Source organism: Enterococcus sp. LJL128 (assembly GCF_056924295.1).
In genome coordinates this window covers 203,912-229,462 of record NZ_JBXPBP010000003.1, presented here as the reverse complement: position 1 = coordinate 229,462, position 25,551 = coordinate 203,912, and the positions used below count along the sequence as shown (strand labels likewise).

General features: G+C 36.9%; 26 protein-coding genes, 1 tRNA gene, 1 other RNA gene and 1 pseudogene. 14 read left to right on the top strand and 15 right to left on the bottom strand.

The window, feature by feature from the left end:
• Window positions 1–213: 213 nt before the first annotated feature.
• Window positions 214–1,158: a DUF7916 family protein gene (locus AC1Z3K_RS06275; protein ID WP_461732190.1), complete on the bottom strand. Its 945-nt coding sequence runs from the start codon at window positions 1,156–1,158 to the stop codon at window positions 214–216.
• Window positions 1,159–1,368: 210 nt separating this feature from the next.
• Between AC1Z3K_RS06275 and efbA the strand changes: the two genes are divergently transcribed.
• Entirely contained in the window at window positions 1,369–3,072 is a 1,704-nt protein-coding gene (efbA, locus tag AC1Z3K_RS06270) for a fibronectin-binding protein EfbA (RefSeq protein ID WP_461732189.1), read from the top strand.
• Window positions 3,073–3,170: 98 nt separating this feature from the next.
• Here efbA and AC1Z3K_RS06265 read toward each other — a convergent pair whose 3' ends face one another.
• Window positions 3,171–3,701 carry an ECF transporter S component gene (locus tag AC1Z3K_RS06265; RefSeq protein WP_461732188.1) on the bottom strand — a complete coding sequence of 177 codons (531 nt, stop codon included), beginning with the start codon at window positions 3,699–3,701 and terminating at the stop codon, window positions 3,171–3,173.
• Window positions 3,688–4,059 (bottom strand): DUF4430 domain-containing protein, encoded by a 372-nt coding sequence (locus tag AC1Z3K_RS06260; protein ID WP_461732187.1) that lies wholly within the window; start codon window positions 4,057–4,059, stop codon window positions 3,688–3,690. The genes AC1Z3K_RS06265 and AC1Z3K_RS06260 overlap by 14 nt, the downstream gene beginning before the upstream one ends.
• A gap of 414 nt (window positions 4,060–4,473) precedes the next feature.
• Here AC1Z3K_RS06260 and AC1Z3K_RS06255 point away from each other — a divergent pair.
• Window positions 4,474–4,566, top strand: a tRNA-OTHER gene (locus AC1Z3K_RS06255).
• A gap of 565 nt (window positions 4,567–5,131) precedes the next feature.
• Here the strand turns inward: AC1Z3K_RS06255 and AC1Z3K_RS06250 are convergent.
• Window positions 5,132–6,226, bottom strand: a complete 1,095-nt coding sequence (locus AC1Z3K_RS06250; RefSeq protein ID WP_461732186.1) for a ComEA family DNA-binding protein — start codon at window positions 6,224–6,226, stop codon at window positions 5,132–5,134.
• A gap of 315 nt (window positions 6,227–6,541) precedes the next feature.
• Between AC1Z3K_RS06250 and AC1Z3K_RS06245 the strand changes: the two genes are divergently transcribed.
• Entirely contained in the window at window positions 6,542–6,859 is a 318-nt protein-coding gene (locus AC1Z3K_RS06245) for a VOC family protein (protein WP_461732185.1), read from the top strand.
• Window positions 6,860–7,188: 329 nt separating this feature from the next.
• Here the strand turns inward: AC1Z3K_RS06245 and AC1Z3K_RS06240 are convergent, their stop codons facing one another.
• The gene (locus tag AC1Z3K_RS06240) at window positions 7,189–8,064 is read right to left on the bottom strand and encodes a hypothetical protein (RefSeq protein WP_461732184.1); all 876 of its coding nucleotides are present in this window, start codon (window positions 8,062–8,064) and stop codon (window positions 7,189–7,191) included.
• A gap of 310 nt (window positions 8,065–8,374) precedes the next feature.
• Between AC1Z3K_RS06240 and AC1Z3K_RS06235 the strand changes: the two genes are divergently transcribed.
• From AC1Z3K_RS06235 to AC1Z3K_RS06225, 3 genes are all read left to right on the top strand, one after another.
• Window positions 8,375–8,956 carry a hypothetical protein gene (locus tag AC1Z3K_RS06235; RefSeq protein WP_461732183.1) on the top strand — a complete coding sequence of 194 codons (582 nt, stop codon included), beginning with the start codon at window positions 8,375–8,377 and terminating at the stop codon, window positions 8,954–8,956.
• A gap of 328 nt (window positions 8,957–9,284) precedes the next feature.
• Entirely contained in the window at window positions 9,285–10,157 is an 873-nt protein-coding gene (locus tag AC1Z3K_RS06230) for a hypothetical protein (protein WP_461732182.1), read from the top strand.
• 369 nt (window positions 10,158–10,526) lie between these two features.
• Window positions 10,527–10,859 (top strand): hypothetical protein, encoded by a 333-nt coding sequence (locus AC1Z3K_RS06225; RefSeq protein WP_461732181.1) that lies wholly within the window; start codon window positions 10,527–10,529, stop codon window positions 10,857–10,859.
• Window positions 10,860–11,118: 259 nt separating this feature from the next.
• Here the strand turns inward: AC1Z3K_RS06225 and ffs are convergent.
• Both ffs and tadA read right to left on the bottom strand, forming a co-directional pair.
• Window positions 11,119–11,204, bottom strand: an RNA gene (gene ffs / locus AC1Z3K_RS06220) — signal recognition particle sRNA small type.
• 31 nt (window positions 11,205–11,235) lie between these two features.
• Window positions 11,236–11,754 (bottom strand): tRNA adenosine(34) deaminase TadA, encoded by a 519-nt coding sequence (gene tadA, locus AC1Z3K_RS06215; RefSeq protein WP_426081303.1) that lies wholly within the window; start codon window positions 11,752–11,754, stop codon window positions 11,236–11,238.
• A gap of 174 nt (window positions 11,755–11,928) precedes the next feature.
• On the opposite strand from tadA, the gene AC1Z3K_RS06210 reads away from it, so the two are divergent.
• Window positions 11,929–12,162 (top strand): hypothetical protein, encoded by a 234-nt coding sequence (locus tag AC1Z3K_RS06210; protein WP_461732180.1) that lies wholly within the window; start codon window positions 11,929–11,931, stop codon window positions 12,160–12,162.
• Window positions 12,163–12,201: 39 nt separating this feature from the next.
• On the opposite strand, the gene AC1Z3K_RS06205 is transcribed toward AC1Z3K_RS06210, so the two are convergent.
• The 3 genes from AC1Z3K_RS06205 to AC1Z3K_RS06195 all read right to left on the bottom strand — a co-directional run bounded on the left by AC1Z3K_RS06205 (window position 12,202) and on the right by AC1Z3K_RS06195 (window position 13,810).
• Window positions 12,202–12,537 (bottom strand): hypothetical protein, encoded by a 336-nt coding sequence (locus tag AC1Z3K_RS06205; protein ID WP_461732179.1) that lies wholly within the window; start codon window positions 12,535–12,537, stop codon window positions 12,202–12,204.
• 83 nt (window positions 12,538–12,620) lie between these two features.
• Window positions 12,621–13,325, bottom strand: a complete 705-nt coding sequence (locus tag AC1Z3K_RS06200) for a zinc metallopeptidase (protein ID WP_461732178.1) — start codon at window positions 13,323–13,325, stop codon at window positions 12,621–12,623.
• 167 nt (window positions 13,326–13,492) lie between these two features.
• Complete coding sequence (locus AC1Z3K_RS06195; RefSeq protein ID WP_461732177.1) at window positions 13,493–13,810, bottom strand: inorganic diphosphatase; 318 nt, start codon at window positions 13,808–13,810, stop codon at window positions 13,493–13,495.
• Between the two features lie 112 nt (window positions 13,811–13,922).
• On the opposite strand from AC1Z3K_RS06195, the gene AC1Z3K_RS06190 reads away from it, so the two are divergent.
• Window positions 13,923–14,288, top strand: coding sequence for a YxeA family protein (locus AC1Z3K_RS06190; protein ID WP_426081298.1), 366 nt, complete (start codon window positions 13,923–13,925; stop codon window positions 14,286–14,288).
• 82 nt (window positions 14,289–14,370) lie between these two features.
• Here the strand turns inward: AC1Z3K_RS06190 and AC1Z3K_RS06185 are convergent, their stop codons facing one another.
• Window positions 14,371–15,375, bottom strand: a complete 1,005-nt coding sequence (locus AC1Z3K_RS06185) for a nucleoid-associated protein (RefSeq protein WP_426081297.1) — start codon at window positions 15,373–15,375, stop codon at window positions 14,371–14,373.
• 389 nt (window positions 15,376–15,764) lie between these two features.
• On the opposite strand from AC1Z3K_RS06185, the gene AC1Z3K_RS06180 reads away from it, so the two are divergent.
• Together AC1Z3K_RS06180 and AC1Z3K_RS06175 are read left to right on the top strand one after the other, a co-directional pair.
• Entirely contained in the window at window positions 15,765–17,108 is a 1,344-nt protein-coding gene (locus AC1Z3K_RS06180) for a TrkH family potassium uptake protein (RefSeq protein ID WP_461732176.1), read from the top strand.
• A 256-nt stretch (window positions 17,109–17,364) separates the two neighbouring features.
• Window positions 17,365–18,096 carry a class I SAM-dependent methyltransferase gene (locus AC1Z3K_RS06175; protein ID WP_461732175.1) on the top strand — a complete coding sequence of 244 codons (732 nt, stop codon included), beginning with the start codon at window positions 17,365–17,367 and terminating at the stop codon, window positions 18,094–18,096.
• Between the two features lie 559 nt (window positions 18,097–18,655).
• On the opposite strand, the pseudogene AC1Z3K_RS06170 reads toward AC1Z3K_RS06175, so the two are convergent.
• Window positions 18,656–18,901, bottom strand: a pseudogene (locus AC1Z3K_RS06170) (transposase); the annotation flags it as partial.
• A 451-nt stretch (window positions 18,902–19,352) separates the two neighbouring features.
• The gene (locus tag AC1Z3K_RS06165; RefSeq protein ID WP_426081294.1) at window positions 19,353–19,709 is read right to left on the bottom strand and encodes a winged helix-turn-helix transcriptional regulator; all 357 of its coding nucleotides are present in this window, start codon (window positions 19,707–19,709) and stop codon (window positions 19,353–19,355) included.
• A 97-nt stretch (window positions 19,710–19,806) separates the two neighbouring features.
• Here AC1Z3K_RS06165 and AC1Z3K_RS06160 point away from each other — a divergent pair, with 97 nt between their 5' ends.
• From AC1Z3K_RS06160 to AC1Z3K_RS06150, 3 genes are all read left to right on the top strand, one after another.
• On the top strand, window positions 19,807–20,190 hold the full coding sequence (locus tag AC1Z3K_RS06160; RefSeq protein ID WP_426081292.1) for a hypothetical protein: 384 nt from the start codon (window positions 19,807–19,809) through the stop codon (window positions 20,188–20,190).
• Between the two features lie 39 nt (window positions 20,191–20,229).
• A complete protein-coding gene (locus tag AC1Z3K_RS06155) occupies window positions 20,230–20,571 on the top strand; it encodes a YrdB family protein (protein ID WP_461732174.1) in 342 nt (113 codons plus the stop codon).
• Window positions 20,572–21,084: 513 nt separating this feature from the next.
• Window positions 21,085–21,213, top strand: a complete 129-nt coding sequence (locus AC1Z3K_RS06150; protein WP_461732173.1) for a hypothetical protein — start codon at window positions 21,085–21,087, stop codon at window positions 21,211–21,213.
• A gap of 290 nt (window positions 21,214–21,503) precedes the next feature.
• Here the strand turns inward: AC1Z3K_RS06150 and AC1Z3K_RS06145 are convergent, their stop codons facing one another.
• Window positions 21,504–22,646 (bottom strand): glycoside hydrolase family 88/105 protein, encoded by a 1,143-nt coding sequence (locus AC1Z3K_RS06145; protein WP_461732172.1) that lies wholly within the window; start codon window positions 22,644–22,646, stop codon window positions 21,504–21,506.
• Window positions 22,647–22,959: 313 nt separating this feature from the next.
• Window positions 22,960–23,940 carry an aldo/keto reductase gene (locus AC1Z3K_RS06140; RefSeq protein WP_461732171.1) on the bottom strand — a complete coding sequence of 327 codons (981 nt, stop codon included), beginning with the start codon at window positions 23,938–23,940 and terminating at the stop codon, window positions 22,960–22,962.
• A 219-nt stretch (window positions 23,941–24,159) separates the two neighbouring features.
• Between AC1Z3K_RS06140 and AC1Z3K_RS06135 the strand changes: the two genes are divergently transcribed.
• The gene (locus AC1Z3K_RS06135; RefSeq protein ID WP_461732170.1) at window positions 24,160–25,527 is read left to right on the top strand and encodes an Nramp family divalent metal transporter; all 1,368 of its coding nucleotides are present in this window, start codon (window positions 24,160–24,162) and stop codon (window positions 25,525–25,527) included.
• The last annotated feature ends 24 nt before the right edge of the window (window positions 25,528–25,551 follow it).

The window sequence follows — 25,551 nt, the reverse complement described above, 5'->3', positions numbered from 1 at the left end:
TTCCCTCCTATAATTAATGAACCAAATTATTTTTTTATTCACAATTAATGATATTACAATTTCATCGATCTGTCAAACACGATTTGAAGAATAGGAACAGATTCTAATCAGCTAAAAGAGCTAAAAATTCTAACTAAAAAAAACTTATCCAGAACACTTTAATAATCAAGTGTTCTGGATAAGGGACATATGTCGTATCTGCTTCAATCCGCTTTAACGGTTAATTGAACGGGCAATCCGATTAAGGGTATGCCGCATTCCGCGAATTGTCACAGACATTTCATAAATATTTTCAGCTGGTGCTAATCCGCCATAGCCGGCATCGCCAATATGTTGAATATCCACTCCGCATATTTTATTCGTCAATGCAATTTGACGAATCGTTTCTTTACTGGCACTTTCCTGACTCGTACCAATAGCAGACATGGTCAATAAGTCATATTTTTTAGCAATAGCTACCGCTTCCTTCAGGTTTTCTTCAGTAAAGCCTTGAACGGTCCCAACCGCTGGTAATAATAAAATATCGGCTCCAGCTTTTGCATAGTCCTCCACAGCTTCAAGAGAAACAACCGGCTCATCTGAACCTGCACTGTGCATTTTTCCGGCAATAATTAAGCCTGAAAAATTCTCTTTTGCCACAGCTACAGCCTTGGCAATTTCTTTATTTGTTACACCAGTACCTGGATTACCAGTCAGACAGATAAAGTCCATTCCCAGCTCTTCTGCACGCTGAATCGCCTCTTTAGAGCTAATTCTACCTTTGGAAATATCCAGCTTCTCACTGAACATCGGAGAGTTTTCATCCACAGGCTCCAAGTTGACTCCTACTGGACGTCCTACCAGTTTTTTCAACTCAGCTACTGGATTTTCATTATTATGCTCCGGATGTTGTAAATAATCCATTAGCTTTTCCTGTGTCATTCCAGGCAAGCCTTGAATAATTGGATTAAAACAGTCAAAAACATTTAATAAAATTAGATCAGCACCAAACGAAGCAGCTACCTCAGCATTTGTAATATCTCCCGCCTGAGGAGAAGCCATTACCACGTTCTCAGATAAGATCGTCCTTCCCTCGCTGGCTTTAATTGATTGTTTCAGCTCTTTTGCTGACATTTTTACAACCTCACTGTAGCTTGCACTAATTAATCGTTTTACCATTAGTCATCCTCCTAAAATCAGTCTATACCTATTATAACTGATTTTTTTTAAAAAAGAAAACGCACACAATCAGTTCAAATTTTTTTATAATACTATTTGCTGCTTCTTTCTATTCTCTTTCAACTGAAGCTTGTTTAGGCAACTTCTTTATTAATCAGGAAGTATTCGTTATAATAGGAGTATTACGGACTATAGAAAAGAGGAAATAACATGTCCTTCGATGGCGTTTTTACACATACAATTGTTCAAGAACTATCAGAAACACTTCTATCTGGAAGAATTTCTAAGATTCACCAGCCTTATGAAAATGAGGTTGTTCTGGTTATTCGTTCACATGGAAAAAATCATAAGCTTTTGCTTTCTGCCCATCCCAGCTATGCACGTATACAGCTGACAGAGATGGTCTATAACAATCCGGATTCACCACCAAATTTTGTTATGATGCTCCGCAAGTTTTTAGATGGCGCTATTCTTGACGGGATTCGTCAAATTGAAAATGACCGTGTCATTCATTTTTCCTTTTCAAAAAGAGATGAACTGGGCGATTTGCAAAATATTTTATTAATCGTTGAGCTGATGGGACGTCACAGCACCATTGTCTTAATGAATCAGGACAGCGGCAAAATATTGGATGTTATTAAGCATATCGGCAGCTCTCAAAACAGCTATCGTTCCCTTCTTCCCGGAGCAGACTATCTTACGCCACCTGCAAAAAATCAACTAAATCCATTTACCGCTTCTAAAGAAAAGGTGTTCGAACTACTGTCTATTGCTGAAGAACTGAACAGCACGTATCTACAGCAGCATTTTCAAGGTCTTGGCCGAGACACTGCCGAAGAGCTTGTCTTTCAAATGAAACAGCAGCCAAATAATAAAATGGTAATTTGGGAAAACTTTTGGAAAAAACTAGAGCAACCTACTCCCACACTAACAAAAACAGAGAAAAAAGAATTTTTTACTCCACTTGCCTATGACAGCTTACTTGGTGAAAAAGAACAGTTCGACTCACTTAGCTCACTGCTGGATGCTTTTTACAGCGGCAAAGCAGAAAAGGACCGTGTCAAACAGCAGGGCGGCGAGCTCATCCGAAAAATAGAAAACGAACGGAAGAAAAATCAAAGCAAGCTGATCAAGCTGGAAAAAACCTTAGCCGATACAGAAAATGCCGAGACTTTTCGGCGAGACGGCGAGCTTTTGACAACCTTTATGAGTCAGGTGCCCAAAGGCGGCGAATCAGTAGTTTTAGAAAATTATTATGAAGAAAATCAGCCTATCACTATTAAATTAAACCCGGCATTGTCGCCCAATCAAAATGCACAAAAATATTTCCAAAAATATCAAAAACTAAAAAATGGTGTACGTATTATTCAAGATCAGATAAAACAAACTAAACAGGAAATTCTTTATCTCGAATCTGTCCTTTCCCAGTTAGAACTAGCTACCCCTATCGATTTGGGTATGATTCGAGAAGAGCTGATTAGTCAGGGTTACGTAAAAAAACAACGACAAAAGAAGCAGAAAAAAGAGCAGCCAAGTAAACCGGAAATCTTCATTTCATCAGCTGGGGATACAATTTTAGTCGGAAGAAATAATCTACAAAACGATCAGTTGACGTTAAAAACGGCTAAAAAGTCCGACTATTGGCTTCATGCGAAGGATATTCCAGGCTCCCATGTCATTATTCGAAATGCTGAACCAAGTGAAGAAACACTCTATGAAGCAGCCTTATTAGCAGCCTACTATTCAAAATTCCGGCTTTCTGCTCAGGTTCCAGTTGATTATGTTCAAGTGAAGCATGTTCACAAGCCTAATGGAGCAAAACCCGGCTATGTGATTTACGAAAATCAGCGGACACTTTATGTTACACCTGCTGATGAAGCCGTTCATAAGCTAAAAAATAATGAGCTGAACTAGCTGTGCCAGTCCAGTTGAGAGCATCGTTAACACTATTCAGCCAACAAAAAATAAGCAGTTTACCTGAATTTAGGTAGGCTGCTTATCTTCTAATCTATTCAACTGTTCATTCTATTTTGCAGCAGTCGAATAAATACTGGTGCTAAGATTAAGTAAAAAATCAGGTTCCCAATCCCATGCATGAAGTCAAAGGGGATACCTTGTAAATAATACGGCAGGAAAGCCGGCATGCCGTAAACCTGAACATCAATGAACGAGATAATCAACCCATAAAGAAAACCCGCTAAAAAACTAAATAAGCTTTGGAGGAAATAGCTGTTTCTGAATTCTTTAAATCGACTTAGTACCATAACGATCAAGAGAATAAAGAAATAACTCAACAGCTGCGAAAATGTCCATATACCCATGCCTAAATAGAAATTAGTAATCAAAACGGACAGAAGTGCAACAATCATTCCTCTTGATAAACCCAGTTGAATCGTAATAATCAGAAATATTGCTGTCATCGGCTGTACATTCGGCAGCGGCTGAAAGACAAGCCTGCCGACTACACAGGCAGCAATAACTAAGGACAAATAAGCAATCTCTCTGATGGAAAACGGGCTGCCACTCAATTTAAATTTTTTCATAAAAGAATTCGATATCATCTCCGGCCTTCAGTTTTGTTTCTTTAGCTCCGGTATTAATCGTTTCACTGTTAATTGTATACACCCAATAGTAGCCTGCAGCTTCATCCTGCTTTACGCCTTCAATAGAAGTAATCATCCCTTGCTTTTCCTCTACCTCAAATTCCTGTTTCATTACCTCCATGAGCGTACTTCCCTCAGCAACTTCAAGAACTTCATGAGCAAAATCCTCTTGATCCTTTAAGAGCGTAACTGTCACTTCTATCATTTTATCCGATTTCTTATCGTTCTCGTTCGAGCAGCCGCTAATCACTGATACACCGAAAATCAACGTTATCGCTAAAAATAATTTCTTTTTCATCTTCTTCCTCCTGATAAACACGTATAAATAAAAACACTTCTCCTATTTTAGCACAGAACTGTCCCCTTCGTGTATGCCAAAGAGCTGTTTTTCTACTTCCCTTTTTTCTCACAGCAGCTATTGTCGTTTCTTTTCGGATTTCTTTAGTGTTTTTTCAACTGTTTAACGCTTTCTTTAAACAGTTCACAATTCCTTCATGAAAAGTATTTTTTTCTTCTAAGTTTTTTATGTTCCATTTAATCTTGTTTGGTTATGATTAACTCAGCAAATACGAAAGGGGCTGTTTCAAGGATTTGAATTTTCTTTTTTGGGTTTTGTCTTCAAGATTTATAAAGAAAGCCGGAAACAAAACCCCGACTATTAAAATTGTATAGAGAGCTTATTTGCTCTCTATACCTTACAGCTTACTATTAAGTGGATGAACGTGGTGTTTTAACTCTCATGAGGCATTAAACAGGATGTTTGTTCTCAACCCTAGAGGTGTAGGTTCGAATCCTACCGTCCACGTAGAAAACTCCCTTTCCATAAGGGTTTAATATATATTTACCCCAAATTTGCCCATAGAGGCAAAACTGAGGTGTACTCTAAACATGAAAGGATTGCTGCCCATGAAATTACTAATTACTGTCGGTTCGTTACTTTCAATCACTGCAATTACTGCGGTTACACTTAACAGAAAACACAAGTACGTGTACGCAAGAACGACCACTCGATAATCGTTTGAAATAAAGACGTTTGGCTCTAAAAGATAGGATGGACTATTCGGATTCAGTATAAAGAAAGGGTTTAGGCATGAGTAAACGCCTAAACCCTTTCTTTTCGCTACTCTCCAAACAAACATCGAACAGCAAGAATTTTTAGCAAAAAAGGCTAGTTACTTTTTAAAATTTGCAAGCTTAGAATTGGAGCCAGTCAGTATCATCAAAAAAATAATTGACTGATAATCCTGTTCAATAACGATTTTATACTAGCTGCTTAACTAATAAGTCTCCGTATAGTTTTTGAGTGCACCTTGTGCTCTGTTATATGTGGGATTTGCCTAATCAAGAAGATAAACTATTATTTACCAATACTATCTAATTGATAAATAAGCATCTGGATTTCCTTTAATGTATTCTTCGAACCAATTATACCCCAAATAAATATTAGGTATATTTAAATCATCAATAATTCCCAACATATCTCGAATATCAATGCCATGGTACATAAGGTACATATAACGAACTGCTTCTAGTGTCGGAATTTTATTTAAATAATCAAAAATATCTATCTCATCCTCTAACGGTAGACCAAAAGATAAATTGGTAACATCTAATACTTTTAAGCTCTTCAATTTTAAGAAAATATCAGGATTTGGAAAATCAGAATAGAATAGTTCAAGATGCTCAAGCTTAGTTAAGGTAGACATATTTTCCGTAAATTCTTTACTCATATTAGTTATAGGTTTAGCCAAACTCGTCACCCAAAAATCGATTCTGTTAAGATTCGGAGTATATTTAAAGAGATTTTTACCATTTTCACCCACACCAGCAAATTGAGACAAGGTCAGGTGATTTAACTTTCGTAAGTTCTTAAAGTAACTAAAATCACCTTCTATTAACTTATCATTAGACTGTAAAAGGATACTTGAAACATTACCCAATAAATAAAGTTTGTCAAACAATTCCTGTCCTAGAAAATCGCTAGATAACGAATAAAAGTCAAGGCTATGAGTTTCTCTTAACTCTTTATAAGTAATCTCCCAATCTAATTCTTTTCTTCTCTCCTCTAGATTGTAATCAGCTATACGCAAGACAGCTTTTGCCAGCTCATCATTTCCCAGCCATTCTCTGTATGTTTTTGTTTCTGAATCTTTGATTGCAAATGCTACATCCTGAGCTTTGATTTTTTCTAAAGTCTTGGCACCAATTCCCTTCACCTTCATCAACTCATCCAAGGATTCATAAGGTCTTCCCTGCACAATTCTTTCTGAGATAACCGATCCTACACCAGTTATCAGTTCTAATTCTTCCCGTGCTGCATAATTAATATCCACTTTGTCCAAAGCTTCTGCGTTTCCCCGTACTGGCAGTATAAGAAAACCGCCAAGAATCACAATCAACACTTGCCATCGCGAAAGCTTCCTCAAAATATTTGCCCAACTATTTATTTTTTCTGCTCTTAACATTCTATCTCCCCTTCCTTATGAGAATATTATAAATTCCTTAAAGAAATAAATAAAACGCTTTTTAACATAAAAAAATAAAAAATGATAATTTAATTCTATTTTAAGAATTCTACCTTATTTTTCGAGTAAGATACTTCTGCCATGTTCTTCAGACTATATACAAAACCAATTATATTATGAACTAGTATAGTTTAATAGAATAAACATACAGTCATTTATTTTCATTTTTTACTCTGATATAATTGAACTAACACGGATTTTAAAGAAGGCAGAGTTTGGACACTTCATTCTGTCTTAAACTCGAAGGAGGACAATATGGTAAACAGTTTCTATTGTACTAATATTTTCACCAGAAATGCAAAAGAACTAATAAAATTTTATTGTGAAACACTGGAAATACCTATGTTGAGAACAGACTGTGATGATTACAATGGTGTTTATCTTGGTTTTATTGAGGATGCACCCTCCATTTGTATTTGGGATGCAGCACAGTGGGATGCGCCTGTTACCGGAGCTATGTCCTTTGTCTTTGTATGTGACAACCTTGACAACACTTGTTTGGAATTAGAACGAAAAGGGCTTGTCTTCGATCCCCGGAAAAATTTGATTGGGGTACCTACGAACTTCGTCTAAAAGATCCGGATAATAACGAAGTTGTGATTGCTGAATATCTAAACCAGTAGAACGAATAATAAAAGTCTTTTCTAAATTTATTGATGAAAACCAAGGAATGTAATGATTATCAATTCAACGATTGAATAATAAGCCGCCAGATATCAAAAATATCTGACGGCTTATATTTTTTGTTTATTCCTTGAACTATAGAAATAAAAAGTATAGTTTCCATGCTGGTTATCACTACTCCTCCAGCAGAAACAGTATCCTTTGTTCCTTATTTTGCTGAGTTATTTGGATAATTTAAAATCTATTTCGTCAGTCATTAACATTTATCTTTTCAATGATTAATCCTGCCAAACAATTGGAATTTTCATTTGTCCCCAGAATTTAACAAAGAAATGGTCTCTCATATCATCTGGTGTTTCTATCCAAACCGAAATGTGTAAATACTCAGTTTCTTCCGGAATATTTTCCCAAATCAACTTCCCTGTCGGCTCCCCTTCAGCATCCATTTCCTCATAACCAAACTCCTGATCATGAACCACAATACTTTGCTCACCAGTCTCCATTTGTCGAGGTAATTTTACTGGTAAATACATCGCATGATTGGGATTATTTCGGCTAAGCCTTACTTGCGAAGCTAGGGTACCATCAACACTGACTAATGCTTCAAACTTCTTATCAGGATTTTCAAACGTTTCCAAAGCAGAGAGATCAGAAGGAACAATACCACCAATTCCTTGATATTGATGGAGTTCAAAGCTTTGTAGACTTTCCAATTCCTCTAGAAAATCAAGCGAAGGAACAACACTTTTATCTGTTAGGTTCAGTTTCAATGTTTTTAAATTGGATAGCTTGCTAATTGGTGTTGCATCAAGTAAACTTCCTTCATAATCTAAATAGTCTAAATTGGATGCATGCTGTAATCCTTCTAAGCTAGAAGAATCTCCATTGACGACCTGCATCTCATTTTGCTCGTTCTGTTGCTCTCTTGAGAATACATCTTTTGGCAAAGAATTAAACTCTTCAAAATTGGCAATTTCTTCACTTGTCATTACTGACCTATAACCAGAATACTCATCTCCCAACAGCGCTTCTCTAACTCCTTGGCTTGGTACTGCCACATATTCCTCACTAGCCTTAACTACCGAAAATCCAATGACCGCACTTAACATCAACGCAGTGCCGCCCAACCCCGCTACTAATTTTTTCTTTTTCATCTAAATAACTCCTTTCTAAATTTTAACTATAGTATAACATAATTGAATAGTATAAAATAATGCATTATGCATAATTTACAATTATTTTTGAACGGTTTTATTTAATTATTTAATAAATAAATTATTATATTGTTTCTTTTAAACAAAACATTTAAAAAATCACTTACAATAAGACAAAAAAATTATTTTTCATTTACTTTTTTCTGTTATAATGGAAAAGGTCTGATTTTTTTTTTATAGGATTACAATTTATGATAGATAATCTCCTATTTTAGGATGCAGACAAATCATTTATTTTAAGGAGCTTATAATGGATTTAAAAAAAGGAACAGATGTTTTTATATGGTTAGGCGTCACTGGTGTTGGTGCTGTTTTGCTGATTATTGGATTGATTATGCTAATTGTTCTTGCTGTTCGACGAAAAAAGATTTTATCAGGCTTGATTGTACTGCTCATCGGGCTAGTCTCAGCTTCTGCTGGCGGTTACCAGCTGTTTACAGTTGCAAAAACTCTTGATGTAGAAGGCTATATGGACTTAATTGATTACAAAAATGTAGGCAAAGATATTGATGAATTAGATGCAAAACAAATGAATAATGAAGACATCTACAACTTAGTTGACGATGCTACAGCAGAATTCGACAAGATCGAAGCAGAGCTGCAAGGCTTCATTGATAAGCCAGAGACTTATAATATTCTTGCTATGGGAAAAACAATGACTTCTGCTGAAAGGCTAAGAAAACAAGGTTTGAAACTAGAAGAAGCTCTTGAAAATGATACACATACACTTTCTAAAGAAGAAATCGATGTATTGAAAAAGAAATTAGAAGAAAAAATTTTAGTGCTTTCTGAGCTTGTCTCTCAGCTGCCTGATGAGGAATTGAATCAATAGCTATTTTTCAAATCCTATTACTCAAAAATGTCATTCTGAATAATCATATTTCAACACCTTAAACAAACTGCTTTTTATCAAAATCTATTTGAGAAACAGTTTGTTTTTTTATGTACTTTCGTAACCCTATTCTGTAAAATAAATACATTTTTCTTTCAAAATTAAGGGACAATCCACGCTTTACCATTTCAAAAACAATTAGAAATTAAAATAAATCTGAAAGCGATTCATAAAATAACTAAAGTTATCCTTATATATCTTTGAGTGCATTGCTATTAATTGAATAATAGTATAAAATAACAATATATTAATGAAAAGGAGAGATTTTATGAACTTGAAAAAATGGGGAACGTTTGGTTTGGCAACAACAGTAATTTTAGGCAGCTTACTTATTGGAGGACATCTTTCTGGCGCCAGCGAGAAGAAAATCTATATCCATGATGATCAGCTAAGACAGGAACTAGTCCGAGCAGCTTCTTATGATCCGGAAACTGGCGAGGAAATTGTCATAGAGGACGAGCTGCCAACAGCAAAACAACTTGAAACAGTTGAAAGCTTTTCTTTTTGGGGAGCGAGCTCGATTGATGGGATTCAATATGCGAAGAATATGAAATCCCTAGTATTTGGCGCCAGTACTTCTGAGGAAGGGAAACAAATTGCAATTGATTTTAGACCGCTTGGAAAATTAACGAACTTAGAAATGCTTCAATGCTACAGCTATTGGAGTGAGGATGAAACAACCTATGCGGTTCAAGATATTTCTTATGTAAAAAATCTAACAAATTTAACGAGCTTAGATTTTTATCATTTTCCAGTTTTAGATTTAACACCTGTTTCTAATTTGGATAATTTGATTCATTTTGATACAAACACAGGCGTACCAGTCGAAATTGATTCTGTTGCTGTTAGTGGAACAGAGAAAAAAGTAGTTATGGAACACCCTGTAAAATACTCAGTTCAGTTTAACGATGGAGATAAATCTGCTACAGGAACTGCAAGAAATGAAAATGAAGAGTATAGTGCCGATATCAGTGTTCAAATGGACGGCAATAAATTAACGATTGAGAATATTCCTGCAGAAGCTACCTACATTGAATTAGAGCTGCATGCAACATCAAAAGATTACTACAACCGACCACAAAACCAAGAAAAATATTTTAGTGCAGACACTACTGTGAAAGTACCACTTTTCTGGTACTAATATACACTTAAGGGCAGCAAAGTCATTTTTGACTTTGCTGTTCTTCTTCGAATTAGTGATTGTCTCAAGAATCTCATAAATTAGCATCTTGCTCCTTCTTTTGGCAATCATGGTTGAAGTAGTTTAATAACTTTTCTCAATATTACTTTCTTGTTTTTTTGGTATACTATTCCTATCAACAAATCGCCTGCTGAAATAATTAAAAAGTTGAAAACTGACCTAATAACTTCTCTTAGAATTAAAAAATTATTTTAATATTAATCGCTCAATGGAAAAGATAGTAAAAAAACTAACCAGCTCCGCAAAAGCTGATTAGTCTCATATTATAGTATGTTGCAAAAATATTATAACACGGAATGGAGAGTTTAAATGAAAAAGTTTTGGACTGTTTTAGTAACGGGGTTTCTACTTATTTTATTGGTAGGCTGTGGATCCAAAGAGGTAAAACCTGATTATAGTGAAGCAGATGCAGAAACAGCTTTGAATGAGGGAAAAGATTTAGAGGGTAAAACGGTTGAGGTTAATGTTGCTGAATTAGTTCCAGATAGCGCGTTTGGCTACAACATCCAAGCTGGTGAACATTTGAATTTTGTTTCTACTGATAATCCTAAAGTAGAAAAAGGAGATACATTAGTTCTTAAAATCATAAACGTAAAGAGTGTTATGGGGTCATTTATAATCTCATACGAAAAAGTTAAATAAAAAAACACATCCCCTGCCCGACTAAGAACGAAGATGTGCTAAACAAAAACTTAAACCTAAAAAGGCTTATTTGATTATACCTATTTTAACAGAAACAGAAACGGTTAACAATGTAGATTGAAAACAAAAAGAACGAAAATATCAAGTTCTTCAACTTTTAGGAAAGTTCACGAAGCTGAACTATAATTTTTTGCCCCTCATTTACCCCTTTTGTACTTTTTAGCAAAATAAAAAGGGCTCTAAGCCCTGACCAATCAATATTTATACAGACACATGGTGGCACCTGCTTAGTGCTGCTTCCTTCCAGATCTGACACGCTTCACTGGCCCACCATTGTCCTGCCTTACGGCATTTAATAGTATACCGCACTTTTTCATTATTGGCTAGTCTTTCTTTTATTTTTTTCAGCTTTCTTTTTTGCTCGTAGTTCTCTAAAGAAACTTGAAAGGAGTTGACCACAGGTTTCTTCTAAAATGCCGCCTTCCACATAGGCAGTATGATTAAATCGGTCGTCATCCAGCAAGTTCATGAATGTTCCTGCGGTTCCCCCTTTAGGGTCAGCTGCACCAAAATATACTTCATCCACACGAGACAGCAGCATTGCACCGCTGCACATGGGACATGGCTCCAGCGTTACAAAAAGCTGTGCCCCTTCCAGCCGCCAGCTGTCCAGTTTTTTACAGGCGGCTTCAATTGCAAACATCTCTGCATGGGAAGCAGCCTGTCGGGTATGTTCCCTGAGATTATAGCCTTCCCCAATCACTTCTCCATCCTTGACAATGACAGCTCCTATAGGAACTTCATCAAGGGCTCCAGCCTGCTCAGCTAAGCGAATCGCTTTGCTCATATAGTATTCTTTTTCTTCATTCGTCAGGTTAGATACCTGTTCCTTCATTCATTGTTCCCCCACTTAATTATCAACGTTCTTTTTATTATACTGACAGATCTTTCCTCTGTCCATGCTCGTTAAACTAAACAAGAAAAACATTTCTTTATTTTACAAAAAAAGAAAGTGAGCAGGACATAACTCATTGAGTTATATCCTGCTCACTTGGAATCCGGATAAACGATGGGAGCAGTAGCATATACCAGTATTGAACTGCGACGAGTAACCGCAGGAGCAAGACCTTCGAAAATAAGCCGAAACTCACAAAAACTTGAAGAACACCAAGTAGGAATTAGTCAACATCGACTGACTCACATTCGTGTTTCCTGTCATTTCCGTGAATTTCTTCTTATTGCTGAGAAACACAGTGAGGAACGAGCTAATGTTAAACAGTACTTATTTGGTTCTCGGGACTAAACACTTCTGTCCCATCCGCCTTCTTTTCTGCTCTTATTTTTACAGAAGCTCTTCGATAAAAGATAAAACCTTATCCTTCATGCCTTCTGCATTTTCTTTCACTTTGTCACCATAATCGGATGCCTTTTCACGGCCTTCTTTGACCTTGTCTAAAACACCTAATACTGCATCTAAATCTTCATCTGATAAATGGTCAACCATTGACATGATTTTATCATTTCCGCCCAGCTTTTCCTGAACAATTTTTTTAGCCTTACAGCGGTTCGATACATGTCCAATTTTTTTGATAATTTTTTCTGAAGCTGTTACAGCAACTACAACACCGGCTACTGCAGCAATACTTAAACCGACTGTGATTTTTGTTGATGCTTTCATTTCTACTCAACTCCTTAATTATTTTGTTATATTTATCATAGCACAAACCTGAAAGTCCGCCCAATAATTCAACTGATTTCCTATTAATTCCTTCGGTTATTTCCGCCAAAGAGAATGATTAGACGCAGTAGTTGCAAAAATGTTGATAGAGCTGCAGCCACATAGGTTAATGCTGCTGCAAACAACACTTTTCGTGCCATAGGTACTTCTTCAGCCGTCAACAGGTTACCGTCAGATAAAATCTTCAAGGCTCTTCTAGATGCATTAAACTCTACCGGCAGCGTCACCAGCTGAAATAACAGTGCCAGCGAAAACGCAAAAATACCAATGTTAATCAGCGTTTGATTCCAGCTAAAAAGTACACCAATCATAATCATTGGAAAAGAAAGCATTGATCCAAAGTTTGCAACGGGAACAATTGCTGCCCGAATACGCAGCGGACTATAGCCTGTATGGTCCTGCACAGCATGTCCACATTCATGAGCAGCCACGCCTATTGCAGCTACAGATGTTGATTGAGCAGTTGCTTCCGACAGACTGAGTGTTTTATTACCTGAATTGTAGTTATCTGTCAAGTGACCGGAAATCTGTTGAACCCCTACATCAGCAATATGTTCTTCCTGTAAAATGTATTGTGCTGCCCGTGTTCCAGTAACACTGTTTCGGCTCTTTACCTCATCGTATTTTCTAAATGTGCTGTTCACATAAGCGGATGCTGCCATAGAAATGACCAGCCCGATGATTACTAATAAATAAGTTGGATCTAAAACTCCATAAAGCGGCAACATAATTTATTCCTCCTATCCTTGTATGTAGCTCCTGATAAACGTATGAAAACACGCCTCATAATTTTTTTATCGCATAAAGAAAGGCAAATGTGACTCATCACGTTTTTATAGGATTTATTATATAGTACCATGAGCTATCGAAAAAAGTGTGTATGAACTTCTAATTTTTAGTTAAGCACTTCAATACTTGAATCAAAGTATTGTTCAATAAAGTGAACCGCATCCTCAATCTGTTTTTTAGAAAATGAACATCCCACTGGTGCGGCTACCCATTTGTCCTCCACATCGTCTTTACGATGAATCACCGCAATTAGCCTGCCTTCAAAAGATGCGATTGGTTCTGCCACGCCCAAAATATAAACATCCTGCTCTTCTCCATCGCCAGCTATCAGTCCTTCCACATAACCGTAATTGATAGGGTATACCGTACCAAATTCATTTTGATATCCAATTGGACGATCAACAACTACACTTATTTTGCTCATGTTCTCTCCTCCTATCCCTCACATACAGACTAACAAAACTGTCACCTGAAAGAAAGACTTATCGATGGCAAAAATAACGAAAACGAGGATAATAAGAGATGAGGTGAGGACATTGAAAAAAATAATCGCAGCACTTATTGTATTCCTTTTAATTGGAGGAGGTTCCTGGTATGCCTATAATTACTACTTTGGCGGCACATCCTACTATACAGAAATTCAAGAAACCGGAAAAGCCACTGAAGATATAGATACCCGAGGACAAAAATACACCACTTATCATTATGAGCAAAAAGCTTATGATGAGGACGGAAATCAAACTCTGCAAAAAATGAACGAAGTGCGAGAAGATCCTTTGCGCATAGGTGCTTATTTGAAGCTAACCGTTAATGAACGTAAAGGTGTACTTAGCTGGGAGGAAGTTTCTGAAAAAGAAGTACCGGAAAAAGCCTTGGATAAAATCAAGAATGATTCTAATTAAATAAAATAAACCAGAGACTGCCGCATAGTCGAAATAACTATGTAGCAGTCTCTGATTTTTTTCTAAAAGCATTATCGATTCTTTATAATTGATTACTGATTTTTTCAATATTTTTCAAGGTAATTGAAACAGTCCCGTCAGGATTGTTTACAAATTCAATTAAATCACTATTGCGGTAAACTTCAATAGGAACGATTAATTCAATTCCATTATCCATTTTCAACTTCTGTTTGCCGAATTTTTTCTCTGATATTTCCCTTGCTTCACGTACCGGTGGTGTTTTATCAACAAACTTTGATTCATTGACTTCTTCCTGATAAGCCATTCGTGCCGAGATATTCTCTTTAAAAACCTGCTCGGCAATTTGCTGATTATCGATGGTGCCAGTCTCTTCGATACTTTCATAAACAGCTTCCTTCACCGAAGCAATTAGTTCGAACTCATCTTCATCATATTTCTTACCGATACGTTTCACAGCTTTCTTTATCTCTTTGATATTTTCCTCCAAAGAAGGAGCCGGTTGAGATTCAATCACTTTTTCAGAAAAATACCAAAGCTTCTCACCTGAGAATTCATACCTTTTTTCCAACAGCTCATAGCTCAACGTATCTAAATTGATAATGATGCCTTCGTCTGGCTTCTGCGTTTTTGACGGCAGAATTGCCCGGTTGATAATCAGCTTGTTGTAAACTGACTCATTTTCATAATCTACGAAATGCGTATAGTTTTCTTTGTAGTTCAGCTTCAGCATAGCTAAATGCAGGATGGTATCTTCTTCATAGAGAATAACCAGAATATCAGCACTCGGTCCGTCTTCACTACTGGAATAAATGTCATACCAATGCTGAACAAGCTGCTGGCTTTTTGAAATAAAATCAGTGGGAATACCGTTCATCTTATCAACAAAGCTGCTTTCCTGAATCAAGATACCAGTTTTTGTCTGAGCGGTCGACAGCTTATTCACTTTATTTGTCAAATAAATCCGAATATATTCAGTTGTTAAATCCAGTTCGTTTTCTGAGAAAACTGGTGTCCCCGTCTCTCTGTCGATAATATGTAATACTGCTTTTTTCAAATAAATATCCATTTTGTCTTTCTCCTTCTATTGGTCAGATACGGATATATTACTGCCTAGATACAGCTGTAATCAGGTACCCTATTCACTATTTCTCTGACCACTGCAAATCAAACCTTATTTAGTCTACAGGAAATCAGAAAAAAAATCAAAGCTCTATAAATTGCTGACTGTTTGTATGTACATATAATTCTAGTATAGGCTTGATACTATTCCCCTACTTCCTTTTGTCTAATCGGTTGCCACCTCTCTTTGTTCTCCCCTGTCTAACCGATAACTTTTTCTTTGGAAAAAAACAGTAATTTCCTTTTATTCTATTTTGAGTTAAAGGCTGAAATATTTGAAGGAAAGTGATACACTAGAAAAATCAAAAACTATTGTAAAGGACACATACACCTACTATGAAATCTAAAAAACATTTTTCAGTCGTTCAAGTACTGGCTTTAGGTTTTTTTCTGATTATTTTTACTGGCGGAATTCTGCTTTCTCTACCAATTTTTTCCCGCAGTGGAGAAGCAACACCTTTTATTGATGCATTATTTACTGCTACTTCTGCGGTCTGCGTAACCGGATTAACAACAGTAAATACTGCTCTCCATTGGAATCCAGCTGGACATCTGCTGATTATGCTTTTAATTGAGCTTGGCGGCTTAGGATTTATGACGCTTCCAGTAATTTTCTATTTTGTTTTAAGAAAAAAAGTATCTCTTAGTACCAGAATGCTGCTGAGGGAAGCATTGAATTTAGATGATATGTCCGGAGCTTTTCGCCTAATGATTTATATTTTAAAGCTGGCTCTGTTTATCCAATTGTTAGGAGCAATCTTACTTTCTTTCCAGTTCATTCCTGAATTTGGCTGGGGAAAAGGAACATTCTATAGTATCTTCCATTCAATATCCAGCTTTTGTAACGCTGGTTTTGACCTGCTTGGGGACAGTCTGGTTCCTTACCAATCAAATTCGTATTTATTATTGGTTATTGGCTTGCTGATTATTTCGGGCGGACTTGGTTTTATTGTCTGGCAGGATATCTTACTTTACCGTGAGCGCAAGCGGCTTTCTCTTCACACCAGAATTGCCCTAATTACTACTTTCTGGCTATTGGTTGGCGGGTTTATTATCTTTTTCTTTACTGAGCAAAATGCTGGAAATCTAACCGAGGGAACAAATTTCATTGATCGCCTTGCGAACACATTCTTTATGTCTGTAACTCCGCGAACTGCAGGCTATTATTCGATTAATTATCTAAATATGACAAATGCCGGCTTAATAGCCACTATGTTTTTGATGTACATTGGTGGAACTTCGGGCTCTACAGCCGGCGGTTTAAAAACCACGACCTTTGCAATCCTTGTAATACAGATAAAATCTTTATTTCAAGGTCGTGAACGAGCTGAATATCATGAGCGCACGATTCGCAGTACGGCTGTTTTCAGAGCACTTACATTGTTCTTTCTCACTCTATCATTATGTGTTGTTTCAATTATGATTCTTTCAATCACCGAAAAAATACCTGATTATTACGGGATTGAGTATATCGCTTTTGAAGTCTTTTCTGCTTTTGGCACAGTAGGTTTAACTATGGGACTAACACCAGAACTATCTTCAGCAGGAAAAATTATTATTATGCTTTTGATGTACATTGGCCGGGTCGGTATTTTTACTGTTGGTTTTTCATTGCTGGCAAGAGGCAACAAACAGACTGGCAAATTCAAATATCCCGATGAGAGTGTAATGATTGGTTAGGAATTTAGAAAAATTTCTGCTTTATTTTGTATAATTGGTTTAGCAATCCTCAAGTCATGTCTCTTTCACTAAAATCATTTCCGTTGTTCATTTAACTTTTTTGTACAAATGCTTTCTCATCATAGCGGTCTTTACTTCTTTATGCTAGAATACAGGTATCAAAATAGAAATAGGTGATGATATGATTGCCCATAAAAGAGAATTCGCTCCATGTAGATAAAGGACTAGCTAAGTAATTTACATGGAGGGAAATCAAATGAAAGAAAACCATTATGACAAACAAACATTTTTTGAGAAGTACAGCCAAATGGAGCGTTCAAAAAAAGGGCTTGACGGAGCTGGCGAGTGGCAGACACTTCAAACGTTACTCCCCGCCTTTTCGGGAAAACGGGTGTTGGATTTAGGCTGCGGTTATGGCTGGCATTGTATTTATGCCGCGGAACAAGGAGCTGCTTCCGTGATTGGTGTTGATTTATCTGAAAAGATGTTGGCTATTGCAAAAGAAAAAACACACTATCCTCAGGTAAAATATCTTCATGCAGGGATTGAAGATGTTGATTTTCCGGAAGATAGCTTTGATATTGTGCTAAGCTCTCTAGCGCTGCACTATATTCCGTCATTCGAGCTTGTTGCTCAGCACGTCGCAAAATTTTTAGTATCCGGTGGAACCTTTGTTTTTTCTGTAGAGCATCCGATATTTACAGCTGAAGGAAAACAAGATTGGCTGTATGATGATCAAGGAGAAATTAGCTCGTTTCCAGTAGATAACTATTTTTACGAGGGCAAAAGAACTGCTGAATTTCTAGGTGAACAGGTTACTAAATATCACAAGACTCTAACAACTTATATTGATGGACTCCTGCAAAATGGATTCCAACTGGAACGAGTTGTCGAGCCTATGCCCCCTGAAAATATGCTGAATATCCCTGGAATGAAGGATGAGCTACGCAGACCCATGATGCTGATTATCAAAGCTGTTAAGGCTTAATCAAAAACAGCTGATTGTAGGACTGCAACAATTGATAATTTCTCTAGCTGTCCGTTGTTTGATTTAGACAGGATTAAGCTTAAGACAGACACCCATGGCGGGTTCCCGGCACCAAGCAGAATGAAAATAATCGACCTGCAAACTATCTCCTATCATATTAAAAAGGGCAGAAGTGGCTTGTGGGTCGATTATTTAGGTTCTACGTCAAAATGTGTTGGTAGGACAAAAAACTGAATAGAACGATAGAGCTTGGAACAAAAGAACAGAGAAACCTCTGATTTTGTTTCAAGTTCTTTTTTAGAGAAAAGGAAAACAGCGCGAATGATTTGGGCAGCTAAGCCTATAAGTTCATTATGCTTTGCCTCGAGTAATCGCAGAGGCAGGCTTCGTAAGGTATATTCGTAGTTGGACAGCTAGCTCCAATATAAGGTATGAATGCTGCACATTCATCTATCATCGTACGCATACCATCCCACTAAATGTTTCTACACAAGTAGAACTGCTCATTCCCGATTTGCCTATAGAGCTGCGGAACTATTCGCTTGTTTTTCTTTTTCATGTTGTGAAAAATAAGACCTTGAATACTATAAATACGCGAACAAAAATGATAGAAATTGCGATAACCATAGGCAACACGCTTGATTACTTTCATCTTGTTGTTTAGTCCTTCTGTCACCCCATTGGAGAAAGAATAAAGAAAAGCATTAGTGATAATTTGACCTTGATTTTTTAGGTCACATCTTTCGCAATGTGTGGGTCTATATGTAAGTGTGGCTTTGATGACTTGAGCCTGAACTCCTTTCATCTGTCTGTATTCAAGCCACTCCTCTCCAAAGGAGAGGTGTTTATCTGTTAGTCCAAGTAATTTTCTGGTTTTCTTATCCATAGGGAACAATATTTCTGATGATTTGGGTTTTAGTCGATTTCATTTTATCAGTTAGTTGTTCCTTTTTTGTGTTTGAACACTCAAAAAACTGTTAGTGCGTTTTCCTTTAGGAATTTCCACCAACGCAAAATATTATAGAGCCATTATTTATTGAGGCACCTTGAGGGACAAACTAGATCACTCTACTTAGTTCACCAATCATTTAGTCATAGAACCTGCGTATAAGAAATGGTCAGCTTCAAGCAATACGGCTAAAATTTTTCCACAGATTTTTACGAGTTTTACCGTATTGTCGAAGAAATTAATTTTGAAACACCATTTATCCGAGTTTAAATGGACTGAGGTATAATATCACAGCTCCCTTTTATTTTTATCTCATTTCTAAAACATCTCTGTTTTCCTCATACCATTTTCCAAATACTTCATAAACTGGCAAAAGACTTCTTCCAAGCTCTGTAAGCAAATATTCTACTCTAGGCACAATTTCATTGTATTCTATTCTTGAAATTAGTTTGTCTTTCTCTAAGTCTTTAAGCTGAGCCGACAATATCTTATGACTGACCTCAGGAATTTTTCTTTTTAGTTGTCCATATCTAATATTAGCGTTCCCACTCAAGTGATAAATAATTTGTATTTTCCACTTGCCACCTATCATAGTTAATAATTTTTCTATATTTTCAAAACCATAATCTGCAACAATGCATTTATTTTCTTTTTCTGATTTCAAATCTCAACCTCCACTAGCTACTTACTTTTTTGTGCGTAATTGTACCATCCAATTTATTATTATATACTCAAACCAGTTAATACTAAAGGAGAATACGATGACAGAAATACTTAACATAATAATTGCAATCAGTTTTTTTCTCAATGCCTTACTTCATCTACTATTAATATTTGGTTTTCCCTTTGGCGAATATGTACTAGGTGGAAAAAATATCGTGCTGCCATTCAAAGTAAGAATTGTCAGCTTCTTTCTCTTGCTCATTTGGACGATTGTTGGCATTAGTTATCTTAACCATGGTCAATTGATTCATATTTCAGCATTTAATCAGTTTGACAGAAGTTTAATAAACTTAACACCTATATTCCTTTTCTTCGCTGTTTTATTTAACGGACTATTAACGAAAAGTAAGAAAGAACACAAAATTATGACACCATTTAGCCTAGTAACTTTTGTGCTTAGTTGTATGATATTGTTCTTATAGTTGCTAGTGATAAAATATATAATAAAAAAGGAGAACGTAATGAACTTAATTAAAAATAGTAATATAGCAATTGCTTTTCTGATAGAAATATTTGCTATATTTATTTTGGGATATTGGGGATTCACTCTTCACTCCAGTAAAATTATTCGTGTTACAGCTGGTTTGTTAGCACCAATACTAACAATTGTCATTTGGAGTATTTGGTGTGCGCCATCTTCAAGCTATCGTCTTGAAGGGCTGTGGCTTGTGGCGTTAAAATGCTTGCTTTTTGGAATTGTAGTGTGCTGTTTACTTAGTACGAAGCAGTCTTCTGCAGCAGTCATTTTTGGTGCTATTATTGTCATTAACCTTGGACTTAGTGCCTACTTTGGAACACTTTAATCTTATCATGTATGATTTATGCTCAATCAGACATTTTATTTTTACTAAATATTATTAGTGTTGCAGAAATATAGTCAGAATAATCTGGAAATATCAATCTGTTAAAAAAGGAAAAAAATCGAATGCTTAAGCAATCGATGACTTTTTTTCTAGAAATTATGCGAATTATTTAACGAGTTTGGGACATAAGTAAATTCCCGAACTCTTCTTTCTCTAAAATCCGAATAAACGGCGTTCCAAAAGTAGCTCTCTCGGAAATAAGCCGAACTATCTCAAAAATATGAAAAGCTCCAGGTAGGTATCAATCAACATCTACTCGGTTCCCTTGTAGTGTTTCTTGACAATTTTCGGATAATTCGTCTTATTGCTGTGAAACACAGCGAGGGATGAGCTGATGTTGAACAGTACCTACTTGGTTCTCGGAGCTAAACACTTTTGTCTCGACCTCAATTATAAATGTAGAATATTTACGTTGTTGCTAGTTTTATCAGTTTTTTTGGAGCAATATTACTTTTGATTGGTTTTGCAAAACAATTTAAGGAATTGACACTTTTACAAAAAACAGCACTCATTCTCGGTTTTATCGACAGCTTTATTCCAATAATTGTCGGAACGATTCAAGGCTTTTTAACAAATGCTTAAATTTTTCAGGTTCTACTAAAAGAATGTAAATAAATATACCAAGTTTGCTATTTTTATCAAAAAAAATTAATTTTTTTAAACATAATAATTTTATCTGAAGAAGAATTATGCTATTATTATTTATATAGTTTTCTCTATTATCAGACCTTTTGCATAAAAAAAGCTGAGCAGCTTGTAATCCCTCCAGGAATTACTTAACTGCTCGGCTTTTCTGTTTTATTTTTTATTAGAATTGTTATTTATTACCATTCAAAACAATTTTTCGGTGTTATATAAACGATTAAATTACTTCAATGTTTTTTTTGAATATATTCCGCATAGGCAAAAACCAGCGGAGCAATTCCTTTAGCATCATTTTCCACAATGGGCTCGGAAATATAGTAGGCATAGCTGCCGTCCCGTACTTTATAACTGCCATGCCCCGGCATTCCTCCCAAGCCAGCAACCAAACAGATATCCTGCAATACGTATCCTGCTTCTGTTTTTATCAGCTTGTGATGAACGATTGACTCCAAAAGCTCTGCTCCCCGTTCAAAATAATTAAGAGGAAGATAGCCTTTTCGTGCTCCTTTCATCAGAGAATAAGCAATAGCACAGCTGCCGCTTGTTTCAAGATAGTTCCCTGCCCTTGCTCCCTGATCCGTTACTTGATAGAACATGCCGGTCTTTTCATCCGCATATTTAAGAAGAGTAGATAAGAGCTCTTGGAACTGACGAATGAGCTCGTTGTATTCCTCTTGGTTCTCAGGATCAAAGTAATCAAGGGTATCAACCAGTGCCATCGCGTACCAGCCATGTGACCTCGTCCAGAAGTTTTGACTGCAGCCGGTTTTTGCGTCTGCCCAAAAAGCTTCTCGGCTTTCATCCACTCCGTGATAGAATAATCCTGTTTGAGGATCACGCATCAGCTGATAAACCTGCTGAAACTGTTGAAAGATATCAGCGTGATTAACGCCACTATTAAAGATTTGATCATATTGACTGTAAAAAGGCTGAACCATATACAATCCATCCAGCCAAATCTGATTTGGATAAATTTCTTTATGCCAGAAGTTGCCTCCCGGGGTTCTTGGCTGCTCCAGCAGCTGCTCATATAGCTTTTTTAGTGCATAGTCGTATTTCGCTTTCTTTGTCTGCTCCAATAAAGGATACAGCACTTTTCCTTCATTGATATTGTCACAGTTATGCTCTTCTTTATCATAACCAAGGATTTCACCGTTCTCTTCAACATAAAAGTCAATGAATTCATCAAGAAAGCGTAAGTAATCGTCTGTTTGCTCCGCTTCATACATTTTCCACACAGCCAAGGCCATACATCCGTCAATATAGCTCCACTTAGGCGAACTGGTCACCGCTGCTTCCTTGTTCCATAACGGCCGCTCAGGGGTTGTGTTAGCCAATATTTCATCAAAAAACTGCTTCACTTGTTCCATAATTATCTTCTCCTTGCTCATTCTTTTTACTGCATTTCGACAAGAACAGCTGCGTGTTGCCAATCTTATCCTATTTCTGATTTTAGTAAAAACCTAAGCAGTCAGCCAAAGTTTGCGCTTTCATAAAAAGTATAGCAAGGAACATCCGGCCCAACAAGCCATCTACAAAGGAATTGTCACTACTGACGAATAATCAAGTGAAACTGCCCAAAATGAATCAGACAGCACGTTAAACAGTAAACCACCGAGACTATTAGTGTCGGCTACCGGCAGTTTCAGCAGGCAACTATTCATCGAACTGTTTTCATGCTTTCTAAGAAAAACCGACAATAGCATGTGGAATATAGGGTTCTTCCAAATAAAGGACATCTTCTGCTGAAAGCCGGAAGTTTACGGCGTCCGCTGCTGTTTCTACATGGCTCAGCTTCGTTGCACCAATAATTGGCGCAGCAACCGATTCTTTTTGAAGCAGCCATGCTAACGAAATATGAACTCTACTTACCTGATATTTCTCAGCCAGCTCTGCTACCCGTTCAATAACCAGCTGGTCTTTTTCTGCTGTCTGATCATATTTTGAGCGGGCAATCGCATCGGATTCCCCTCTTTTTGTTTGAGTTGATAAATCCCTTGTTAGTCTGCCAGAGGCCAACGGACTATAAGGCGTCAAAGATATCCCTTCTGATTGGCAATAGGGAATCATCTCTCTTTCCTCTTCACGGTAAATAAGATTTAAATGATTCTGCATAGAGACAAATTTCGTCCAGCCGTTTTTCTCTGCGATATTCTGCGCCTTTTGAAACTGCCAGGCATACATCGCAGAAGCGCCAATATAACGGGCCTTTCCAGATTTTACTACATCGTGCAGCGCCTCCATCGTTTCTTCGATAGGCGTATCGTAGTCCCAGCGATGAATAATATAGACATCAACATATTCTGTTTGAAGTCTTTTAAGACTGTGTTCAATTTCAGAAAGAATTGCCTTTCTTGATAAACCTGAGCCGTTCGGTCCTTCATGCATTTTACCGTGTACCTTGGTTGCAAGTACAATTTCATCTCGATTTGCGTAATCCTTTAACGCTTTTCCCAGAATTTCTTCGCTGCGTCCAAGAGAATAAACATTAGCTGTATCAAAAAAATTAATCCCCAGATCCAGCGCTTTTTTAATAATTATTCGGCTGTCTTCTTCTTCTAAAACCCACTTGTGTAGCCAGCGTTCCGGATCCCCAAAGCTCATTGCTCCTAAACAAATCCTAGAAATATCCATACCAGTTGTTCCTAATTTTATATATTCCATCAATGAAACCCCTTTCGAAATAAGTTACTTTTACTATACCACTTAAAGTCGACTTTAGGTCAAGAACAATCACACTATTTTTTACTCATATTTTTTTGATTCTGAATCAGCTATTTTATTTTTTTCTTTCCTTTAACTAAGTGTTTTTGCTTGAAATCTATGATTTTTAGGACTATTATTTAATCAGTTTTAGGTACACCTAAAAAGGAGATGAGCTACATGGATGAACAATCACAACATAACTACCATAAATTTCTAAAAGATGCGAACGGACCTAGTCTGTCTGAAATAAATAATTCAGTAGCCGTACCAAACTCAGGAAGCTTTTGGAAAAATCTGCTGGCCTTTTCTGGTCCTGGCGCTCTTGTTGCGGTAGGCTACATGGATCCCGGAAATTGGATTACTTCTATTAGCGGTGGTGCCAAGTATGGCTATCTGCTAATGTCCGTCATTCTTCTTTCAAGCTTAATTGCAATGCTGCTTCAATATATGGCGGCTAAGCTGGGGATCGTCACTCACCTTGATTTGGCACAAGCTACTCGAGTATATACTGGTAAAAAGTTGGGCTTTGTTTTATGGATTGTTGCCGAACTGGCAATTATGGCCACAGATATTGCTGAAGTTATCGGAGGAGCAATTGCCTTGAATTTGCTGTTTGGTATCCCTTTGATAGTCGGTGTAGTTTTAACAATTTTCGATGTTTTGCTGCTGTTGTTTTTGATGAAGCTGGGCTTTCGAAAAATCGAGGCCATTGTTATCACCTTAATTACAGTCATTATGGCGGTTTTTCTTTATGAAGTAATTATTTCTCAGCCAAATATTCCTGACGTTTTAAAAGGTTTCATTCCTCAAAGGCAGATTTTGAATCACGGACAACTCACCATGGCTTTGGGGATTGTAGGGGCAACCGTCATGCCTCATAACCTTTATCTTCATTCTTCTCTCTCTCAAACAAGAAAATATGACCGGGAGGATGAAGAACATACAGCTAAAGCGGTTAGATTTGCCACTTGGGATTCAAATATCCAGCTTTCCGCTGCTTTTATTATTAACTGTCTCTTATTAATTCTTGGAAGTGCTCTTTTCTTTGGCCATGGAGAAGAACTAGGAACATTCTCCTCTCTATACAATGCTCTGCAGGATTCTTCGATTGCTGGAGCCGTTGCCAGCCCTGTGTTGAGTACGCTTTTTGCGGTTGCCTTGCTGGCTTCTGGTCAAAATTCTACTATTACAGGAACACTAACTGGTCAAGTTGTTATGGAAGGCTTTATTCATATGAAAATACCTACCTGGGCACGCAGAGTCATCACTCGTCTGCTTTCTGTTGTTCCTGTTTTACTTTGCACGATATACTTTGGCGGCAATGAAGCAGCTTTAGACAGCTTGCTTATATACTCTCAAGTATTTTTAAGTATTGCCTTACCAATTTCCATGATTCCTTTGGTTTACTTTACCGGCTCGAAAAAAATTATGGGTGAACGTTTCAAAAATCCTTTGTGGGTCAGCATTTTAGGCTGGGGCTGTACCATCTGTCTAACAGTTCTAAATTTTCAGCTAATTATTGAAACCTTATCCAATATTTTCTAAAAATGAGACTGGAACATTGGTTAA

What these genes read in the sequence shown, in the direction of transcription:
- AC1Z3K_RS06275 (WP_461732190.1), bottom strand. Translation starts at nt 1,158, where the DNA reads ATGGTAAAACGATTAATTAGTGCAAGCTACAGTGAGGTTGTAAAAATG.
- efbA (WP_461732189.1), top strand. Translation starts at nt 1,369, where the DNA reads ATGTCCTTCGATGGCGTTTTTACACATACAATTGTTCAAGAACTATCA.
- AC1Z3K_RS06265 (WP_461732188.1), bottom strand. Translation starts at nt 3,701, where the DNA reads ATGAAAAAATTTAAATTGAGTGGCAGCCCGTTTTCCATCAGAGAGATT.
- AC1Z3K_RS06260 (WP_461732187.1), bottom strand. Translation starts at nt 4,059, where the DNA reads ATGAAAAAGAAATTATTTTTAGCGATAACGTTGATTTTCGGTGTATCA.
- AC1Z3K_RS06250 (WP_461732186.1), bottom strand. Translation starts at nt 6,226, where the DNA reads ATGTTAAGAGCAGAAAAAATAAATAGTTGGGCAAATATTTTGAGGAAG.
- AC1Z3K_RS06245 (WP_461732185.1), top strand. Translation starts at nt 6,542, where the DNA reads ATGGTAAACAGTTTCTATTGTACTAATATTTTCACCAGAAATGCAAAA.
- AC1Z3K_RS06240 (WP_461732184.1), bottom strand. Translation starts at nt 8,064, where the DNA reads ATGAAAAAGAAAAAATTAGTAGCGGGGTTGGGCGGCACTGCGTTGATG.
- AC1Z3K_RS06235 (WP_461732183.1), top strand. Translation starts at nt 8,375, where the DNA reads ATGGATTTAAAAAAAGGAACAGATGTTTTTATATGGTTAGGCGTCACT.
- AC1Z3K_RS06230 (WP_461732182.1), top strand. Translation starts at nt 9,285, where the DNA reads ATGAACTTGAAAAAATGGGGAACGTTTGGTTTGGCAACAACAGTAATT.
- AC1Z3K_RS06225 (WP_461732181.1), top strand. Translation starts at nt 10,527, where the DNA reads ATGAAAAAGTTTTGGACTGTTTTAGTAACGGGGTTTCTACTTATTTTA.
- tadA (WP_426081303.1), bottom strand. Translation starts at nt 11,754, where the DNA reads ATGAAGGAACAGGTATCTAACCTGACGAATGAAGAAAAAGAATACTAT.
- AC1Z3K_RS06210 (WP_461732180.1), top strand. Translation starts at nt 11,929, where the DNA reads ATGGGAGCAGTAGCATATACCAGTATTGAACTGCGACGAGTAACCGCA.
- AC1Z3K_RS06205 (WP_461732179.1), bottom strand. Translation starts at nt 12,537, where the DNA reads ATGAAAGCATCAACAAAAATCACAGTCGGTTTAAGTATTGCTGCAGTA.
- AC1Z3K_RS06200 (WP_461732178.1), bottom strand. Translation starts at nt 13,325, where the DNA reads ATGTTGCCGCTTTATGGAGTTTTAGATCCAACTTATTTATTAGTAATC.
- AC1Z3K_RS06195 (WP_461732177.1), bottom strand. Translation starts at nt 13,810, where the DNA reads ATGAGCAAAATAAGTGTAGTTGTTGATCGTCCAATTGGATATCAAAAT.
- AC1Z3K_RS06185 (WP_426081297.1), bottom strand. Translation starts at nt 15,375, where the DNA reads ATGGATATTTATTTGAAAAAAGCAGTATTACATATTATCGACAGAGAG.
- AC1Z3K_RS06180 (WP_461732176.1), top strand. Translation starts at nt 15,765, where the DNA reads ATGAAATCTAAAAAACATTTTTCAGTCGTTCAAGTACTGGCTTTAGGT.
- AC1Z3K_RS06175 (WP_461732175.1), top strand. Translation starts at nt 17,365, where the DNA reads ATGAAAGAAAACCATTATGACAAACAAACATTTTTTGAGAAGTACAGC.
- AC1Z3K_RS06160 (WP_426081292.1), top strand. Translation starts at nt 19,807, where the DNA reads ATGACAGAAATACTTAACATAATAATTGCAATCAGTTTTTTTCTCAAT.
- AC1Z3K_RS06155 (WP_461732174.1), top strand. Translation starts at nt 20,230, where the DNA reads ATGAACTTAATTAAAAATAGTAATATAGCAATTGCTTTTCTGATAGAA.
- AC1Z3K_RS06145 (WP_461732172.1), bottom strand. Translation starts at nt 22,646, where the DNA reads ATGGAACAAGTGAAGCAGTTTTTTGATGAAATATTGGCTAACACAACC.
- AC1Z3K_RS06140 (WP_461732171.1), bottom strand. Translation starts at nt 23,940, where the DNA reads ATGGAATATATAAAATTAGGAACAACTGGTATGGATATTTCTAGGATT.
- AC1Z3K_RS06135 (WP_461732170.1), top strand. Translation starts at nt 24,160, where the DNA reads ATGGATGAACAATCACAACATAACTACCATAAATTTCTAAAAGATGCG.